This window comes from Xanthomonas sp. 1678 (assembly GCF_031455575.1).
GTDB lineage: Bacteria > Pseudomonadota > Gammaproteobacteria > Xanthomonadales > Xanthomonadaceae > Xanthomonas_A.
Map to the genome: position 1 here is coordinate 1 of NZ_JAVDSZ010000011.1, position 20002 is coordinate 20002.

Below are 20002 nucleotides of genomic sequence, written 5' to 3' on the forward strand. Positions count from 1 at the left end.
GCGCATACAGGGCGCTGAGCTCGCGTGCCAGCACCGCCATCGACCAGCCGTCGCAGGCGATGTGGTGCAGGGTCAGCACCAGGACGTGGCGGTCGCCGGCGCATCGCACCAGGCAGCCGCGCAACAGCAGATCGGCGCTGAGGTCGAACGGTTGCGCCGCGCTGTGCTGCACCAGCGCGGCGATCCGCTGCTGCTGCGCCTCCGGCGCCAGCGCGCTCACGTCCTCGCGCGCCAGGCGGAACCGGCCCTGCTCCAGCACCACCTGCACCGGCCCCGCGTCGCCGTCGCCGTCGCGGATCACCGTGCGCAACACCTCGTGCCGTTGCACCAGCGCGGCAAGCGCCCGCTCCAACGCCGGCTCGTCCAAGGTGCCGTCGATCGCCATTGCGGTGGGCGAGTTGTACGCCGAGCTCGCATTCTCCAGTTCCGCGAGCAGCCATAGACGGTTCTGCGCGAAGGACAGCGGCACCGGACGGTCGTGCTGCAAGCGCGGGATCGTCGGCAGGCGCGCATCGCCGCTGGCGTCGGCGCTACGCTGCGCCAGCACCAGCGCTGCCTGTTCCTCGATGCTGGGCAGTTCGAACAGGCTCTTGAGGGTGAAGGCCACCTCGAACCGGCGCCGGATCTGGCTCGCCAGCCGCGTCGCCAGCAACGAGTGACCGCCCTTCTGGAAGAAGTTGTCGGTCACCGCGATGTCCTCGCGCTTGAGCAACGCCGTCCAGATCTCCAGCAGCGCCTGCTCCACCGCAGTGGACGGACCACGCCGCAATGCCGCAGCCCCCTGACCCCGCACCAACGCCGCCCGGTCGAGCTTGCCGCTGCGCGTCAGCGGCCACTCCCCCACCACCTCGTACCCGCTCGGCAACAGGTGCGCCGGCAGCCGCTCCGCCAGCGCCGCTTCCACCTGCCCGGCCGTGGACTCCGTCAACTCCACGTACGCCCACAGGCTGTCCTGCTCCAACTTGACCACCGCCGCCGCCACGCCCGGGCACGCCTGCAGCGCCGCCTCCACCTCGCCCAGCTCGATCCGATGCCCACGCACCTTCACCTGGTGATCGCTGCGCCCGACGAACTCCAATTCCCCCGCCGCGTTCCAGCGCACCCGGTCGCCGCTGCGGTATACCCGTTCGACACGACCCGGCAGCGGTTCCAGCGTCACGAAGCGCTCGCCACTGAGCTCGGGCCGGTTCCAGTAGCCGCGCGCCAGCGATCGCCCGCCGATGCACAGCTCGCCCACCGCCCCGCGCGGCAGCACCCGGCCCTGCCCGTCCAGCACCCAGTAGCGCCCCCCCGGCAACGGCCGCCCGATCGGCACCACCGCCTGCGCGGCATCTACCTCGTGCACGCTCGCGGTGATCGTGATCTCGGTCGGACCGTAGGAGTTGTACAGCGCGATCCCCGCACGCCCGGCGCCGAACCAGGCCTGCTGCAGCCCACGGTCCAGCACGTCGCCACCGCAGCTCACCCGCCGCAGCGCCGTGCCCGACCAGTCGTCCACCTCCAGCAACTGCCGCAGGTACGCCGGCACCACGTGCAGCCAGGTCACCCGCTGCGCACGCACATGCGCCAGCACCGCCTCCGGCTCGCTCATCCCGTCCGGGCGCAGCACCACGCTGCCACCAACGCACAGCGGCGCCAGCAACTGGCTCAGCGAGGCATCGAAGCTCATCGAGGCGAACAGCAGGCCGCGCTCGTCCTCGCCCAGCCCGTACTGCTGCGCCAACGCCGCCAGCTTGTCGGCCAGCGCCCCATGCTCGACCAGCACGCCCTTGGGCTGCCCGGTCGACCCGGAGGTGTGGATCATGTACGCCGCACTCTCGCGCGTGACCGGGCTGTCGAATGCCGCCGCCGACTGCGCGTCGGCCGCCTCCACCGCCACCACCGTCTGGCCCGACAGCGGCAACTGCGCGGCCAACCACTCCTCGGCGAGCACGTGGCCGATGCCGGCATCGGCCAGCAGGAAGGCCAGGCGCGCATCCGGATAGCCCGGATCCAGCGGCACGTACACCGCCCCGGCCTTCAGCGTGCCGAGCACGCTGGCCACCATGTCCAGCGTGCGCTGCTGGCACACCCCGACCCGGTCGCCGGGACGGACCCCGGCCGCGACCAGGGCGCGTGCGAACTGGTTGCTGCGCGCGTCCAGGCCGGCATGATCCAGCGCGTGGTCCTCCAGCAGCACCGCCGGCTGCGCCCCGCGCTGCTGCGCGTTGCTGCGCAGCCAGTGCGGCAGCAACGGCGCCGGCCGCTGCAACGGCGCGCCCTCGGCCAGGGCGCTCAACTCCGCCAGCTCGGCCTCGCCCACCATCGGCAGCGCCTGCACAGGCGTGGTGGGATCGGCCACCGCCGCCTGCAACAGCGTCTGGAAACTGTCAGCCATCCGCGCGATCGTCGCCGGCGTGAACAGGTCGGCCGAATAACCCCAATTCACTTCGATGCCTTCATCGACTGGCACTGCGTGCAGGGACAGGTCGAACTTGCTGACGCTGTAGTCCAGTTCGTGACGCTGCAATCCCAGGCTGGCGGAAGGCGCATCGCCACCGGCGCGGAAGTCGTACCCGAACATCACCTGCACCAGCGGGTGGTAGGCCAACGAACGTTCCGGATTGATCTGCTCCACGAGCAGTTCAAACGGAACCTGCTGGTGCTCCAGGTCGGAAAGAAAACGTACCTTCTGGGCGTTCAGGAACTCGGCAAGCGTCGTCTCGCCCGACACTTCGGTGCGCAGCACGAGGTTGTTGAGGAAGCAGCCGACCAGGGACTGCGCCGACTCTTCGCCACGGCTGGCGTTGGCCGATCCGACCAGGACGTCCCCACTGCCGCTCCACCTTGCCACCAGCAGCGAGAACAACGAGTGCAGCATCACGAACGGCGTGATCGAGAGTTCTGCGCACAGCAAGCGGATCCCGGCCTGCAGGTCGGGGCCGATCAGCTGCAGGTGGTATCCGCCTGCATGCCGTTGCTGTGATGCGCGAGGAAAGTCGAGCGGCAGGGTATGCAAGGTCGGCGCATCGGCCAGACGCTCGCGCCAATAGTCCAGCAATGCCTCCACGCGCGCACCCGAGAGCTGTCCGCGTTGCCAGGCTGCATAATCGACGTACTGGACGGCGTTGTCCGACAGCGGGCTTGGCGTGCCAGCGACGAATGCGCCGTAGAGCTCGTCCAGCTCGCGCAGCAGGATGCCGGTAGACCACCCATCGGTGGCGATATGGTGAATGGTCAGCACCAGTTCGTGATGCTCCGGTGCAAACAGCAGCAGTTGCGCGCGAAACGGCATGTCCGCCGCCAAATCGAACGGATGCAGCATCTCCTGGTCGAGGAGCGCGGCATGAAACTGGTGTTGCGCTTCCGCCGCGAGATGGCGCAGGTCGTGTTCGATGACGTCGAAGCCGGCAGCAGGCAGCACCTGCTGCAACGGTTCGCCATCGTCGTCGATGTAGACCGTCCGCAACACGGCGTGGCGCTGCACCAGCGCCCGCAGCGCCTGCGTGAGCGCCGGTACCGAAATCGCGCTGCGGATCGATCCAGCCAGGCGGGTGTTGTAGATCGCCTTTTCGGATAGCGTGGACTCCAGCCAGATGCGTCGCTGTGCGAACGAGACGACTTGAGGCCCTTGCAAACGGGAAGGATCGGCGACCAGATTGTCGCCCTCGTCGCCTGCGATACTGTTCCTGCCGAGCATCGCGATCAGCAGCAGCTTGTTCGCTTTGAGCACGTCCTTGATCGAATCCGGCACCTTGTTGCGCATGGCGGTCACCCGCAGCGCCCCCTCGACGACCGACAGCTCGATGCCCTCCTTCGCGCATAGCGCGAGGATCTCGGCAAGCTTCATAGCGAGAACTCCTCCACTGCGCCTTTTCCTTCGACGCGATTGACCAGAACCTCGATAAACGCTGCCTGTTCCTCGATGCTGGGCAGTTCGAACAGGCTCTTGAGGGTGAAGGCCACCTCGAACCGGCGCCGGATCTGGCTCGCCAGCCGCGTCGCCAGCAACGAGTGACCGCCCTTCTGGAAGAAGTTGTCGGTCACCGCGATGTCCTCGCGCTTGAGCAATGCCGTCCAGATCTCCAGCAACGCCTGCTCCACCGCATTGGACGGACCACGCCGCAATGCCGCAGCCCCCTGACCCCGCACCAACGCCGCCCGGTCGCGCTTGCCGCTACGCGTCAACGGCCACTCCCCCACCACCTCGTACCCGCTCGGCAACAGGTGCGCCGGCAGCCGCTCCGCCAGCGCCGCTTCCACCTGCCCGGCCGTGGACCCCGCCAACTCCACGTACGCCCACAGGCTGTCCTGCTCCACCTTGACCACCGCCGCCGCCACCCCCGGGCATGCCTGCAGTGCCGCCTCCACCTCGCCCAGCTCGATCCGATGCCCGCGCACCTTCACCTGGTGATCGCTGCGCCCGACGAACTCCAGCTCCCCCGCCGCATTCCAGCGCACCCGGTCGCCGCTGCGGTACATCCGTTCGCCACGACCCGGCAGCGGTTCCAGCGTCACGAAGCGCTCGCCACTGAGCTCGGGCCGGTTCCAGTAGCCGCGCGCCAGCGATCGCCCGCCGATGCACAGCTCGCCCACCGCCCCGCGCGGCAGCACCCGGCCCTGCCCGTCCAGCACCCAGTAGCGCACCCCCGGCAACGGCCGCCCGATCGGCACCACCGCCTGCGCCGCGCTCACCTCGTGCACACTCGCGGTGATCGTGATCTCGGTCGGACCGTAGGAGTTGTACAGCGCGATCCCCGCGCGCCCGGCGCCGAACCACGCCTGCTGCAGCCCACGGTCCAGCACGTCGCCACCGCAGCTCACCCGCCGCAGCGCCGTGCCCGACCAGTCGCCCACCTCCAGCAACTGCCGCAGGTACGCCGGCACCACGTGCAGCCAGGTCACCCGCTGCGCACGCACATGCGCCAGCACCGCCTCCGGCTCGCTCATCCCGTCCGGGCGCAGCACCACGCTGCCACCAACGCACAGCGGCGCCAGCAACTGGCTCAGCGAGGCATCGAAGCTCATCGAGGCGAACAGCAGGCCGCGCTCGTCCTCGCCCAGCCCGTACTGCTGCGCCAGCGCCGCGAGCTTGTCGGCCAGCGCCCCATGCTCGACCAGCACGCCCTTGGGCTGCCCGGTCGATCCGGAGGTGTGGATCATGTACGCCGCACTCTCGCGCGTGACCGGGCTGTCGAACGCCGCCGCCGACTGCGCGTCGGCCGCCTCCACCGCCACCACCGTCTGGCCCGACAGCGGCAACTGCGCCGCCAACCACTCCTCGGCGAGCACGTGGCCGATGCCGGCATCGGCCAACAGGAAGGCCAGGCGCGCATCCGGATAGCCCGGATCCAGCGGCACGTACACCGCCCCGGCCTTGAGCGTGCCGAGCACGCTGGCCACCATGTCCAGCGTGCGTTGCTGGCACACCCCGACCCGGTCACCGGGACGGACCCCGGCGGCGACCAGGGCGCGTGCGAACTGGTTGCTGCGCGCATCCAGCCCGGCATGATCCAGCGCCTGGTCCTCCAGCAGCACCGCCGGCTGTGCCCCGCGCTGCTGCGCGTTGCTGCGCAACCAGTGCGGCAGCAACGGCGCCGGCCGCTGCAACGGCGCGCCCTCGGCCAAGTCTGCCAGCTCCGCCAGCTCGGCCTCGCCCACCATCGGCAGCGCCTGCACAGGCGCGGCAGGATCGGCCACCGCCGCCTGCAACAGCGTCTGGAAACTGTCCGCCATCCGCGCGATCGTCGCCGGCGTGAACAGGTCCGTGGCATACCACCATTCCAGTTCGACTCCTTCCGGAGTCGGCCTGGCATAGAGCGTCAGATCGTAGTTGACGCTGGCCGGCGGGCCTGGCTCTGACGAAGTGGCGTCATTGGCAAGCTGCGCCAGTCCGTCGTGTCCCGAATAGACCAGATTGAGCACCACCTGGAAGAACGGGCTGTGGCTGCCGCGCACAGGATTGAGGCTGCGCACCAGCTCTTCGAATGGCATGTCGAAATGAGACTGGTCGCGAAGGTGGTCATCGCGCACGTTGCGCAGATGCTCAACGAACGAAGACGCGGTAGCGACCTCGTTGCGCAACACCACCGTATCGACGAATGCACCGACCATGTACCGCGTATCCGGGTGGTCGCGGTTGGCCGTGGCGGTGCCGATCACGACATCGCGCTCGCCGCCCCAACGGGCAAGGAAGGCGGAAAACACCGCCTGGAATCCAACGAACAGCGTGGCCCGGTGCTCAAGCAGCAATGCGGAAAATCGTTGCTGAACCGACGCTTCAATGCGATGAACATGGACCGCGCCCTGGCCACTGGGAATCGACGGCCGCACGTGATCCAGTGGCAGCGAATGGGTGGCGGGCGCCCCATCCAGGCGTCCGCGCCAGTAAGCTTCCAGCACCGGCAGCCGTTCGCCGACGCGGGTACGCTGCCATGCGGCGTAGTCGCGATACTGCACGGGCAACGGCGGCAACTGCGGCGTCCGGCCGGCCGCGATTGCCGCATACGCCTGACGCAGTTCCGTCGACAACACCTCGTTCGACCAGGCATCGGTGGCGATGTGATGCACGTTGAGCAACACCCAGTCGCGCTCTGCAAGCTTGATCAGCTGCGCGTCCAGCAACGGTCCCCTGCCCAGATCGCGAAACCTGCCAGCCTCAGCCTGAATCAGGCGCGCCAGCACACCGCCGCGCTGCGGGTCAGCGACATCACGCAGATCCGACGTCAGCATGGCGATATCACACTGCCCGTGGACAACCTGCCACAGGCCATCCTGGTATTCGAAGGTCGTGCGCAACGCCGCGTGGCGCTGCACGATCAGCTCAAGCGCGGCGCGCACATCGGCATCTGCCGATCCCGCCGGCAGCGCGATGGACACCAGAAGGTTGAAGCGGTCGCCCTGGCCAGTGACGTTGTCGACCAACCAGAACTTGTTCTGGCTGTAGGACGCTGGAACCCGTACGGCTCCGTCGGCAAGCACGGGAATCGCGCTCAGGTCGCCACGCTTCATCGCAGCGCGTATCCGCGACGCCATCGCTGCCAGCCGCGAATGTTCGAATACGTCGCGTACCGGCAGGACGCAACCGAACCGCTCGTGGATCCGGCCGCTGAGCTGGATGGCGATCAGCGAATGTCCACCCAGCATGAAGAAGCAGCTGTGCGATCGGACCGAACCTTCTTCCACACCTAGCAGGCTCGACCATATCTGCGCCAGTTGCTCCTCGACCGCATCGGTGAGCTCGCCTCCTTCCTGCGCGTCGATGAAGGTGCCATTGGCAAGCAAGGCCACGCGGTCCAGTTTGCCGTTGCCTGTCAGCGGCCACGCTGCAACGCTGGCGTAGCGCGAGGGCTGCATGTACTCAGGAAGTTGACCTGCGACCGCCTGACGTACCCGCTCCAGCGTATCGGCAATGGTCGCGTCGCCGGAATGCGCGATGAGGAAGGCCACGAGCTGCTGCGTCTGCGGATTCAGAACGACCCGCGCGTCGACGACGGCGCCCGTCGCGAGGATCGCGTGCTCAACTTCACCAGGCTCGACACGGAATCCCCGCACCTTGACCTGGGCATCGCGGCGGCCGACGAACTGCAGCCTGCCGTCGTCGCGCCAGCGGACCAGATCGCCAGTGCGATAGAGGCGTCCCCTGGCCTGGAACGGATCTTCAACGAAGGCCGTCGCAGTGAGATCGGCGCGGCCGAAGTAGCCCCGCGCCACGCAGTCGCCCCCTACGTGGAGTTCGCCGATCGATCCGAGCGGGAGCAGTTCCCGCCCCTCTCCCAGCACGTGCACGCGGCATCCCTGCATCGGGCCACCGATGGTGACCACGTCGTCGAGCTCCGCGTACGTACAGTTCACCGTGGTCTCGGTGGGACCGTAGGCGTTGACGACGCGCCTGCCGGTGCGGGCGCGGTATCGCTGCAACAGCGCCAAGGTGGACGCAGACGTATCGTCGCCGCCTACGATCAGGTGCGGCGCGTGGTGCGTGTCCAAGAGGTGCGGCACAAGCGCCGCGGCGAACGCAGGCGACGTCTTGAACACGGGCGCGGCATGCGCACGGACAAGCTCGGCGACCGCGGGCGGGTCGGTCATCTGCTCGCGGGAAAGCACGACGACCTTCGACCCTTCGCACAGCAAACCCAGCCCGATCAGGGACGGATCGAAGGTGAATGCATGACTGACCAGCCATGTCGACGGCAGTGCCGCCCCCAACGTTGCGCACTGCTGTGCGAAGCCGGCCATGAATCCGGCGAACTGGCGGTGCTCCACCATCACGCCCTTGGGCTGGCCCGTGGAGCCGGACGTCATCGCGACGTACATCAGGTCCTGCGGCCCGCTTGTACCCACGGCTGCGGGGTCGACGGCATCCCAGGGTCCATCGACGTCCACAATGGCGAAGCGCGCACCGAAGGTGCTGCGAACACGACCCACATCGTCCGCGACCAGCACCGCCGGCATGACGGCCTCCAGCAGCCGGCGGTTGTGTGCTGCCGGCGCTCGATCATCCAGGCAAAGGAATGCCGCGCCCGCCCTGAGCGACGCCAACATCGCAAGCAGCGTGCGCATGCCGCGGGTCACATGCACCGCCACGATCGGCTCCAGCCCAGCCGCAGCCGCAGCAGCAACGGCGCCACGGATGGCGCCGGCTAACGCCGCAACACGCACGGCGAGATCGCCGAAGCTGATCTCGCCGTGTGCATCGACCATGGCAATCGCCTGCGGCTGCCGCACCGCATGCGCTTCGAACCGATCGACCAGCGGTCGGAACGGTTCGGTGCTGTCGCCACCGGCACGCGAGTACGCCAGCAACCGCTCCCGCTCCGGCGCCTCCAGCATGGTCAGCGCGTGGATCTCAGCGTCCGGATCGGACACCGCCGAGATCGCCAACTGGACCAGGTGGCGGTGAAGGCGCTCGATCCATTCCGAGGTGAACAGATCGGCGCTGTAGTTGAAGTGGAATTCGATGCGGCCATCGCGCAGTCCGGACGCGTGCAGATTGAGGTCGTACTTCGCCAGCGGGGTTGCGACGAGCTGGAAGCCGGTCTCTGCGGCCTCATCTTCATCCACCATGTTCAACATGATCTGGAACAGCGGCGGAGCAGCTCCCGAGCGTCCCTGCTGCTGTGCTTTCGCCAGATGGCTGAACGGCACGTCGCTGTTGGCCAAGGCCTCGATGCTGGTCCGCTGCGCTTCCGCCACCAGCTGACGGAAACTCAGCCCGGCCCGGCATTCCAGCCGCAGCACGACCGGATCGGCGAACAGCCCGATCACGTTGTCCAGTCCCACGCCACTGCCATCGGCGGCGATACGTTTGGCAAACGGCACGCCGATGACGACGTCGCTGTTGTTCGCATGGCGCGCGAGCACGATCGCGAACAGCGCATGCAGCAACGTGAACAACGTAACGTTCAACTGCGCCGACAAAGTGCGCAGCTGCGCGGAATGCGCCTGCTCCATCGTGCAGATGAACGTCTGGCCGCGGTAGCTGCGCTCTTCCGGCCGTGCCTGCCTGAGCGGCAGTCCGTGCGACGCGGAAAGCCCGCTGAGCTTGCGCTGCCAGTACTCGAGTTGCCCTGCGTACGCCTGGGTCCCGTGCTGAAGATGCTGCGCCCTGCAGAAATCCAGATAGCTGGCGGGAGCTTCCGGCAGGGGCGGAAATCCTCCAGAGGAGTGAAATCCCAACAGCGCATCGAACTCGCGTTCGAATATCCCCAGCGACAGCGCATCGAAACAGATGTGATGAACGGTGAAGACCAACACGCTGCGATCGCCGGACCGCAAGTGGATCATGCGCAGCAGCGGCCCATGCGCGAGATCGAAGACGTGCACCAGGCATTCGTCGATGCAGGCATCAAGACCGGCCTGGGTGCCCGCCTCGCCATCGGCGGTGCCTTCCCGAAACGACCACGGCACCTCCGGGTCTGCCACAGGCAGCTGCACCACTTTGCCGTCGACCACATTGAACCGGACACGCAGCGCCGAGTGCCTGGCGACGATGTCCTGAACCGCCCTCCTTCCCGCGACGTCGTCGATATGGCAACCGAAGTCGCGGACGTAGACCAGGTTGTACAGGCCCTGCTCGGAGGCGATCTGGCAATGTAACCAGACACCCGCCTGCTGTGCCGTTACAGGAATGCCTCTATCTCCAACAGGCTGCAGCCGCGCATGCCGAGAAAACATTGCCTGTGTGTTCTTGAGCATCTGTAAACGACGTCCATGTCCTTGCGAATGCACGACCCACACAAAGTGATCGTGCAGGCGCTGATTGTTCCGCCTGACGGGCGAATGATCGCCTTGAGATACAAGACTGTTGCTGGCGGCCAAATTTTTCGCATATCCAATGCATCGAGCGGCTTGCCCGACGCAGCGAAATAAAAGCAATTAAACCCCACCCACCCTGCGAATCCGGTTGGGAGAAATAAATCAACAATTCCCTGTCGCACGCCTCGTTTTAAGATCTCGTACAGGCTGCGTTTATCGATTATTGCGCTTGCAATTTCAACGTGTCAATCGCACTGATTGGCATACAACGCACGCGTCTGAAGCGACCAATAAGGCTTCCCGCAGCGGGGTTTTCGCATATTTTTCGCTGCGCTGATGGCAGACGAAATGTTTACGCATGTAGACACTTTTTCAAATGGTCGTCGCGGAGCGCATCGAACGCACATGAACTTCATTCCAGAATCGGATCCCGGATACCCGCCGATCCATTTTTTTGAAGATAAAAAAGGAGTTCGCGTCACATATTATTGCGGCGTCGCCTGCGCAGATGCGAGCCCGCCTCGCTCGACAGACTTACGACAACCCGGCCGCGTCGTGCACGACGTTTCAGTACGAACCGCACGCCCTACGACCCACGCGGCAAGCGCACCCGCGCGCACAACCCGCCACCCTCGCGGTTGCTGAACTCCAGCGCACCGCCATGCGCCTGGCAGATCGCCGCGGCGATGGACAGGCCCAGGCCGCTGCCGCCCGAGTGCCGGGCGCGCGAATCCTCGGCCCGCCAGAAGCGGTCGACCATCCGCGGCAATACCTCGGGGGCCACGCCGGGGCCGCGATCGCAGACGCACACCAGCACCTCGCTGGACTCGGCGCTCAACTCGATCAGCAGGCGCTTGCCGGCAGCGCCATAGCGCAAGGCGTTGTCGATCAGCACCGACAGCACCTGGCCGATACGGTCGCGGTCGGCGCTGATCGACAGTCCGGCCGGCATACGCAGCTCCACGTCCATCTGCGCGGCCTGCAGCGGCTGCGCCAGCCAGGCCAGACGCTCGTGGATCAGGACGTCGATCGGGAAGCTGTACGGCTCCAGCATCAACTGGTTGGCGCGGGCCATCGACAGCAGGTGCAGGTCGCCGACCAGGCGATTGATCTGCTCCAGCTGGCGATGGACCATCTGCAATTGTTCGTCGCTGCAAGGGAAGACCCGGTCCAGCATGCCCTGCACTCGGCCCATCGCCGCGTTCAATGGCGTGCGCAGTTCGTGCGCGAGCATCGCGCTGGAATCGCGGATTTCGCGCTCGTATTGCTGCAGCTGCGCGGTCATGCCGTTGAAGTCCATCGCGAAGCTGGCCAGTTCGTCCGGCGCACGCGCGATCACCTTGGCGCGTGCGGAGAAGTCGCCGTCGCTGATGCGCCGGGCCGCCTCCGCCACGTTGGAGAACTGGCGCGACAACGGCCGCGAAGCCAGCAGCCCGCATACCACGATGACCGGGATCGATGAGATCACCAGCACCGCCAGCAGCAGCCAGTCGCGGCTGGCCAGGCCGGGCAGGAAGTCGGCCACGTCGTAGTAGCGTTCGAACAGTTGCCACAGGCGCTGCTCGTTGCTGTGCGGGTCCTGGCGCAGCTCCATCATTTCCTGGCGTGCCGCCGGCGGCAGCTTGTTCAGCGTCACGATGTCCCAGATCGCAAAGCGCAGCCACATGCCGAACACGATGGCCAGCACCGTGACCACCGCCAACGCGCTCATGCGCAGGCCGACCCACTGCCACAGCGGCGCGTGCGCGGTGCGGCGAGCGAATGGCCATTTCATCGGAAGCGGTAGCCGATCGCGCGCACCGTCACCAGCACGCCGGTGATGCGTTCGCCTTCCAGCTTCCTGCGCAGGTTGTGCACGTGGGCGTCCACCACCCGCTCCAGCGCGTCGCTTTCCGGCAGGCAGATTTCCAGCAGCTCGCTGCGCGTATAGGCCTTGAACGGCGTCTTCAGCAAGGTGGCCAGGATGTTGAATTCGGTCGGGGTCAGGTCCAGCGGCACCGGGTTGCCGTCGCCGTCCTGCACTGTGGCCAGGACCGCATTGGTGTCGACCGTGAGTCGTTCGTATTTCAGCGGCTCCTCGCTCGTCCTGGCCGGGCCGGCGCGGCGCAGCACCGCATACACCCGTGCGACCACTTCCTTGGGGCTGTAGGGCTTGACCACGTAGTCGTCGGCGCCGTAGCGCAGCGCGCCGAGTTTTTCCGGCTCGTCGCCCATCGCGGTCACCATGATCACCGGCGTGTCGCTGCTGCGGCGGATGCTCGACAGCACTTCGGTGCCGCTCAGTCTGGGCAGCATCACGTCCAGCAGCACCAGGTCCGGTTTCCACTGCGCGTGCAGTTGGATCGCGCGCTCGCCATCGCCGGCAATGGCGACGTCGAATCCGTCGCGGCGCAGGTACGCCTCGAGGATGCTGGCGCTGTCGGCGTCGTCTTCGACGACGAGAATCTTCTTGGAACTCATGCCCGGTGCAGCCCTTGTCGTGCGTCTTGACGAAATCTTGAAGATTCCTAGAAGCCAGCTTGAACTGGCCGACCGACTCTATCACTCGAGATTGGCCACCGACTGACCACCATGATTCTATCGCCCGCAGGCAAGGGTCCGCACCGCCCTCGCCTCCTCCTCGCCGCGCTGGTCGCACTGCTCGGCGGCTGCTCGCTGGCGCCGGTCTACGAGCGCCCGCAGGTCGTAGTGCCGCGCACGCTGGGTGGCGTGTCCGCAGCGCCGGCGCCGCAGGCAGCGGCCGCCACGGCGACTTTGTCCGAACAGGAACAGCAGTTCCTGCATGCGTTCTCGCCGAACCACGACCTGGCGCCATTGGTGCTCCAGGCGCTGGCGCACAACCCGGATTTCCGCAACACGGTGCTGCAGGTGCGGCAGGCGCGCGCGCAATACCGGATCGAGCGCGCGCAGCAGCTGCCGCAGATCGGGATCGACGCACAGCAGGCCCGGCAGAGCTACGACGCTTCGCAACAGCAGGAACGCTACGGGCAGAAGCTGGTCACCGCGGCGGTCGGCGTCGACGATTTCGAACTGGACCTGTTCGGCAAGCTGGCCTCGTTGTCCGCTGCCGCACAGCAGCGCTATCTGGCATCCAGCGCCGGCCAGCAGGCCGCGCGCGGCGCGCTGGTCGCCGAGCTGCTGCGCACCTATACGCTGGAACGCGCCGCCGCGCAGGCGCAGGCGCGCTTCCAGGCCATTGCCGACGACAATAAAGCGCTGCTCGCATTCGCCAGCGATCAGCACGATGTCGGGCTGATCTCCACCGACACGCTCGACCGCCAACGCCACCAAGCCGATCAGGCCCGGGTCCGCGCCCTGCAGGCGGCCAGCGACCACGCCGCCGCACGCCGCGCCCTGCAACTGGTCGCCGGCTACGACGCGCCGGCCGGCGCCGGCGAGCTTGAGGAATTGCTGCCGACCGATGCCGGCGGCATCGCCCTGCGCGACCTGGATTCGGCGGTACTGCTGCAGCGTCCGGACATCCAGCAAGCCGAAGCCGAATTGCGCGCGCGCAATGCCGACATCGGCGCCGCACGTGCCGCGTTCTTCCCGTCGATCCGCCTGAGCACATCGCTGGGAACTGCCAGCGACACCCTCAGCGGTCTGTTCCAGGCCGGCAGCCGCACCTGGAGTTTCGTTCCGCAACTGACCATGCCGCTCTTCGACTTCGGCCGCAATCGGGCCAACCTGGACATCGCGCAGCTGCGCAAGCAGGCCGGCGTCGCCGACTACGAGAAGGCGATCGAATCCGCCTTCCGCGAAGTGGCCGATGCGCTCGATGCCGGCCCTGCCTTGCAGCAACGCGAACAGCGCGAGCAGGCCAATCGCGATCGCGAACGGCAACGCATCGAGCGCATGGGCCGGCGCATCGCGCAAGGCCTGCAGGATCGGCCCGCGCTGCTCGGCGAACGCATCGCCGCCGAGCAGGCCGCACTGGATCACCTGCAAGCCCGCCAAGACCTGATCCTCAACCGCATCGCGCTGTTCCGCGCGTTCTATGGCGTGCAACTGCCGCACGCATCCTGATCCCCACGTCGAAGAGACCGCTCATGAAAACCATCGCCTTGCTTCCGCTCCTGGCCTGCGCCGCATCACCGCTGGCGGCCAACGCCGCAGATGCGGACGCATCCGGCTTCCGCCTGTTCGGCCACCAGACCGAACTCAGCGTGGGTGCCGCCGCAGTGGCGGCGCCGCGCTACTTCGGCTCCAGGGACGATCGCGTGCAATTCGCCCCGCTGATCGCGGCGCAGAGCGGCGTGCTGTTCTTCGACAGCGTGCGTGGCCTCGGCGCGCAATTCCAGAGCGATGGCGGCTTCTACGTCAGCCAGTCGTTCGGCTACGACCTGGGCCGGCTGGACCGCAACAGCAGCTGGCGCCCGGGTTCCAGGACCCTGGCCGGCATGGGCGACGTGCCCGGCTCGATCACCAGCCGCACCATGGTCGCACAGCAGTTCACCCCGTATCTGATGCTGGACGCCGAAGCCGAATTCGCCGTGAAGGACGGCGCGCGCCGCAACAACTATCGCGCCGGGGCCAAGTTCATCCTGCTGCAGAACGACAGCGACACGCTGACCATGAACCTGGACGCGCACTGGGGCGACCACCGCTACAACCAGGCCTATTTCGGGGTGACCGATGCGCAGAGCGCGCGTAGCGGGTTGGCCGCCTACAACGCCGGCTCCGGCCTGTACGCCTATTCGGTCGAGGCCAACTGGGACCACGCGCTGTCCAGGCACTGGAGTACCTCGCTGACGGTCGCCGGCACGCGCTATGTCGACAACGCCGACGGCAGCCCGATCGTGCAGCGCCGCGCCTTCGCCAGCGCCATCGGCGCCGTGACCTACACCTTCTGACCCGCCACGTAGAACGCCCATGAAACCGAGTCTTGCGATGTTCCTTTGCGTCTGCGTGCCACTGGCTGCAGTGTCGTTGACCGCCTGCAGCCGCGACACGCCGCCGCCTGCGGAAGCGCCGCGCGCGGTGAAGCTGGAGGCCGTCGGCAGCCGCGACGACACCGACGGCCATCGCTTCGTTGCCCAGGTGCGCCAGGCGCAGCGTGCCGAGCTCGGCTTCGAAGGCGGCGGCCGCATCGCCTCTGTCGAGGTGGACGTCGGCGACACGGTGCGCCAGGGCCAGATCCTGGCCCGGCTGGATCCGGAACCGAACCGCTTGCGCGCCGAGCAGGCCGAGGCCAACGTCCACATTGCGGCCGCCGACCTGCAACAGCAGCAGACCCAACTGGCCCAGCAGCAGGCCATGTTCGAGGACGGCGCCGCATCCGCGACCACCTTGACCGCCGCCAAGACCGCGTTCGCCAGTGCGCAAGCACGCCTGCGCAGTGCGCGATCGGACCTGGCGCTGGCACGCCGCGGCTTGCGCCAGGCCGATCTACGTGCGCCGTTCGACGGCAGCGTGGTGGCGCGGCTGCAGCAGCCCGATGCCAACGTGGCCGCGGGCCAGCCGGTGCTGCAACTGGAAGGCCGCGGGCATGCGCAGGTGACGGTCGCGCTGCCGGCGGCGCTGGCAGCGTCGCTGCGTCCCGGCCAGGCGGCGGCCGCGTATCGGGCCGACGGGCCCGGACAGGCGCTGCCGTTGCGACTGCGCAGCGTATCCGATCGCCTGGACGGCGGCGCCACCGTACAGGCGCTGTTCGAAAGCGCCGCGGACGACAGCGCCCACCTGCGCAGCGGCGAGAACCTGCTGCTTGCGCTGCCGCAGGAGCGGACACCGCCATTGAGCGTGCCGCTCAGCGCCGTGGTGCCGAGCATGGGCAACGGCAAGCCGATGGTGTTCGTCTACCAGGACGGCAACGCCACCGTGCGCCGCCGCCAGGTGGTGACCGGAGATGCCGAAGGCGGCCGCGTGCAGATCCACCAGGGCCTCGACGCCGGCGAGCGCATTGTCGCTGCCGGCGCGGCCTTCCTCAGCGACGGACAGCGCGTCGTCCCTTTCCGCCCCGCTACCCGCCTGACCGGCAACGCCTCGCCATGAACCTGACCCGCGCCACCCTCGCTTCGAGCCGCTTCGCGCTGTTCACCGCCGTGCTGATCCTGATCGGCGGCATCGTCACCTTCCTCGGCTTCCCTTCGCAGGAGGAGCCCAGCGTCACCGTGCGCGACGCGGTGGTGCAGGTCGCGTTTCCGGGCATGCCCAGCGAGCGCGTCGAGAACATGATCGCGCGCCCGCTCGAGGAACACCTGCGCGAACTGAGCGGCATCAAGAAGATCGTCACCACGGTGCGGCCGGGCAGCGCGATCGTGCAACTGACCGCGCGCGACGACGTCGACGACCTGCCCGCCCTATGGCAGCGGGTGCGCACCAAGGCCGCCGACGCGAGCGCCGAGTTGCCGCCGGGCACGCAGGGGCCGTTCGTCGACGACGATTTCGGCCGCGTCGCGATCGCCTCGATTGCGGTGACCGCGCCGGGCTTCACCACCAGCGAGATGCGCGCGCCGCTGCGGCAGATGCGCGAGCAGCTGTACACCGTGCCCGGCGTGGAGCGCGTCAGCTTCCACGGACTGCGCGAGGACCGCATCTACGTCGCCTTCGAGCGCACCCGGCTGAGCGAGGCCGGCGTGACGCCCAGCGCGGTGGCGCAGCAGCTGCGCACGCAGAACGTGGTCGCCAGCGGCGGCCAGATCGCCGCCTCCGGCCTGGCGATGACCGTCACCGCCTCCGGCGAGATCCGTAGCCTGGAGGAACTGCGCGACACGCTAATCTCGGTGCCCGGCGCCGACGGCGCACGCCAGATCCCGCTGTCGCAGCTGGCCCGCGTCGAGCTGATGCCGGCCGATCCACCGGAGAGCGCCGCCATCTACCAGGGCCGACCGGCGGTGGTGGTGGCGGTGTCGATGGCGCCCGGCTACAACGTCGCGCAAGTGGGCCAGGCGCTGCGGCAGAAGCTCGGCGAGACCGCGCGGATGCTGCCGGTCGGCTTTGCCCAGCACGTGGTCACATTCCAGGCCGACGTGGTCGAGCGCGAGATGGGCAAGATGCATCACGTCATGGGCGAGACCGTGCTCATCGTGATGGCGGTGGTGATGCTGTTCCTGGGCTGGCGCACCGGCCTGATCGTCGGTGCGATCGTGCCGCTGACCATCCTCGGCACACTGATCGTGATGCGTGCGCTGAGCGTGGAACTGCAGACGGTGTCCATCGCCGCGATCATCCTCGCGCTGGGGCTGCTGGTGGACAACGGCATCGTCATCGCCGAGGACATCGAGCGCCGCCTCGCCGCCGGCGAGGAGCGCCGGCACGCCTGCGAAGCGGCCGGGCGCACGCTGGCGCTACCGTTGCTGACCTCCTCGCTGGTCATCGTGCTCGCGTTCTCGCCGTTCTTCTTCGGCCAGACCAGCACCAACGAATACATGCGTTCGCTGGCGATCGTGCTGGCGGTCACCCTGCTCGGCTCGTGGCTGCTCAGCGTCACCGTGACCCCGCTGCTGTGCATGTACTTCGCGCGCGCACACGGCACTGCGCATGCCGAAGGCGCCGACCACTACGACTCCAGGCTGTACCGCGGCTACCGGCGCATCATCGAAACCCTGCTTGAACACAAGGCGCTGTTCCTGGGCAGCATGCTGCTGCTGTTGGCGGTGGCCGCCACCATCCTGGGCGCGATTCCCTACAGCTTCCTGCCCAAGTCCGACCGCCTGCAGTTCCAGATGCCGGTGACCCTGCAACCAGGCAGCGATGCGCGCGAAACCCTGCGCACCGTGCAATCGATCAGCCGCTGGCTGGCCGATCGCGAACGCTACCCCGAGATCGTGGACAGCATCGGCTACGTGGCCGACGGCGGACCGCGCATCGTGCTGGGCCTGAATCCGCCACAGGCCGCGGCCAACATCGCCTACTTCACCGTCAGCGTGCGCCCCGGCACCGACCTCGACGCGCTCATCGCCCGCGTCCGCCAGCACATGCGCCAGGGCTATCCTGCCGTGCGCGCCGAGCCCAAGCGCTTCTCGATGGGCTCGACCGAATCCGGCGTGGCGATCTACCGTGTGGTCGGGCCGGACGAAGCGCAGTTGCGCCGGATCGCCGCCGGCATCGCCCAGGCCTTGCGGCAGCTGCCCGGGACCATCGACGTCAGCGACGACTGGGAGATCCGCATTCCCCGCGTCGATGTCCGCGTCGACCAGGTCAAGGCGCGCCGCGCCGGAGTCGGCAGCGACGACATCGCCCAGGCGCTGCAACTGCGCTACAGCGGCATCGATGCCTCGGCGATTCGCGACGACAGCGTCAACGTGCCGATCGTGCTGCGCGGCGGCGCCGGCGAACGCGACGCGGCCAGCGATCCGGGCAGCACCCTGCTCTACCCACCATCCGGTGGTGCCGCCGTGCCGTTGTCGGCGATCGCCGAGATCGCCCTGTCCTCCGAACCGTCGGCGATCCAGCGCCGTAACCTGAGCCGCGCCATCACCGTCACCGGGCGCAACCCGGGCATGACCACCGACGAAGTCGTGACCGCCCTGGCCGACAAGATCGCCGCGCTGCGCCTGCCGCCCGGCTACCGCATCGAAATGGGCGGCGAGCTGGAGGATTCGGCCGAGGCCAACCAGGCCTTGCTGCAATACATGCCGCATGCGCTTGGCGCGATCCTGCTGTTGTTCATCTGGCAATTCAATTCGTTCCGCAAGCTGTTCATCGTCGTCTCCAGCGTGCCGTTCGTGCTGATCGGCGCCGCCCTCGCGCTGCTGCTCACCGGCTATCCGTTCGGCTTCATGGCCACCTTCGGCCTGCTCGCGCTGGCCGGCATCATCGTCAACAACGCGGTGCTGCTGCTGGAGCGCATCGATGCCGAACTTGCGGACGGCCTGAGCCTGCACGACGCGGTGGTCGCGGCGGCGGTCAAGCGCCTGCGCCCGATCGTGATGACCAAGCTGACCTGCATCGTCGGCCTGGTCCCGCTGATGCTGTTCGCCGGTCCGCTGTGGACCGGCATGGCGATCACCATGATCGGCGGCCTGGCGCTGGGCACGCTGGTCACGCTCGGCGTGATCCCGGTGCTGTACGAACTGCTGTTCGCGCTGCGCACCGGCCGCAGCGCGGCACGGGCGGCCGCGGCGTGATCGGCCAGCGCAAGCCCGGCCGGGCCTGGCGCTTGCTCGCCGTACTGTGCCTGGCGCTGGGCGCAAGCGGCTGCGCCATGGTCAAGCTGAAGTCGGTGAGCGCGGCCGAGTACATCCAGGCCAAGCGCGGCGACCCGCTCACCACCGGCCATCTCAGCGCCCCGGCGATCGAGACACTCGCCATGCTCGGCCTGAGCGAAAGCGCCTGCAGCGCCCGGACCCGCTACTGCGCCGAGCAGTTGCTCGACAACGATGGCGTAGCGCAGGAGCGCACGCTGGCGACCGTCGCCGAACTGTGGCTGCAGGCGTCGCTGCATCTGGCCAAGCGCCAGCCGCGTAGCGACGCCGAACTGAGCGCATGGCTGGAAACCGCACGCTACGCCTATGCCTACCTGTTCTTCAGCGCTCGCGCGCCCAGCGAACGCGCCTTCGAGGATCGCCAGACCCAAGTACGCGACTACTACAACTACGCGGTGCAACAGGCAGTGTCGGCGCTGTTCGTGCGCTATCGGCAACAGGGCCAGCTCGCCGGCAACGCGGCGGAATTGTCGGCCCTGCCCGGCTGGAGGATCATGCTGGATGTAGGCCATCTGGGCGCGTTGCAGGAAATGCCGATGCCGGACACGATGTTGCCCGCCAGCGGCCTGCGCTTCACCGGGCTGCGCAGCGTCTAGCGACGCGACGGGTTCGGTGCGGAG

Annotated in this window: 9 protein-coding genes; 5 read left to right on the forward strand and 4 right to left on the reverse strand. The window is 67.8% G+C overall.

Annotated elements, in window-relative coordinates:
* The 4 genes from J2Y70_RS17670 to J2Y70_RS17685 form a co-directional block, all read right to left on the reverse strand.
* On the reverse strand, positions 1 to 3829 hold a 3829-nt coding region (locus J2Y70_RS17670; RefSeq protein ID WP_309920462.1), incomplete at its 3' end, for an amino acid adenylation domain-containing protein.
* A complete protein-coding gene (locus tag J2Y70_RS17675) occupies positions 3826 to 10176 on the reverse strand; it encodes a non-ribosomal peptide synthetase (protein ID WP_309920464.1) in 6351 nt (2116 codons plus the stop codon). The genes J2Y70_RS17670 and J2Y70_RS17675, both read right to left, overlap by 4 nt.
* A 646-nt stretch (positions 10177 to 10822) precedes the next feature.
* Positions 10823 to 12010 carry an ATP-binding protein gene (locus tag J2Y70_RS17680; RefSeq protein WP_309920467.1) on the reverse strand — a complete coding sequence of 396 codons (1188 nt, stop codon included), beginning with the start codon at positions 12008 to 12010 and terminating at the stop codon, positions 10823 to 10825.
* A complete protein-coding gene (locus J2Y70_RS17685; RefSeq protein WP_309920470.1) occupies positions 12007 to 12696 on the reverse strand; it encodes a response regulator in 690 nt (229 codons plus the stop codon). Before J2Y70_RS17685 ends, J2Y70_RS17680 begins: the two co-directional genes overlap by 4 nt.
* A gap of 111 nt (positions 12697 to 12807) precedes the next feature.
* On the opposite strand from J2Y70_RS17685, the gene J2Y70_RS17690 reads away from it, so the two are divergent.
* Genes J2Y70_RS17690 through J2Y70_RS17710 form a run of 5 tightly spaced genes read left to right on the forward strand, consistent with a single transcriptional unit; the run spans position 12808 to position 19978 of the window.
* Positions 12808 to 14262 (forward strand): efflux transporter outer membrane subunit, encoded by a 1455-nt coding sequence (locus J2Y70_RS17690; RefSeq protein WP_309920473.1) that lies wholly within the window; start codon positions 12808 to 12810, stop codon positions 14260 to 14262.
* A gap of 23 nt (positions 14263 to 14285) precedes the next feature.
* Positions 14286 to 15089 (forward strand): MipA/OmpV family protein, encoded by an 804-nt coding sequence (locus J2Y70_RS17695; RefSeq protein ID WP_309920476.1) that lies wholly within the window; start codon positions 14286 to 14288, stop codon positions 15087 to 15089.
* 19 nt (positions 15090 to 15108) lie between these two features.
* Complete coding sequence (locus tag J2Y70_RS17700) at positions 15109 to 16227, forward strand: efflux RND transporter periplasmic adaptor subunit (RefSeq protein ID WP_309920478.1); 1119 nt, start codon at positions 15109 to 15111, stop codon at positions 16225 to 16227.
* Positions 16224 to 19304 (forward strand): efflux RND transporter permease subunit, encoded by a 3081-nt coding sequence (locus J2Y70_RS17705; RefSeq protein ID WP_309920480.1) that lies wholly within the window; start codon positions 16224 to 16226, stop codon positions 19302 to 19304. The genes J2Y70_RS17700 and J2Y70_RS17705 overlap by 4 nt, the downstream gene beginning before the upstream one ends.
* A 32-nt stretch (positions 19305 to 19336) precedes the next feature.
* Positions 19337 to 19978 carry a hypothetical protein gene (locus J2Y70_RS17710; protein ID WP_309920483.1) on the forward strand — a complete coding sequence of 214 codons (642 nt, stop codon included), beginning with the start codon at positions 19337 to 19339 and terminating at the stop codon, positions 19976 to 19978.
* The last annotated feature ends 24 nt before the right edge of the window (positions 19979 to 20002 follow it).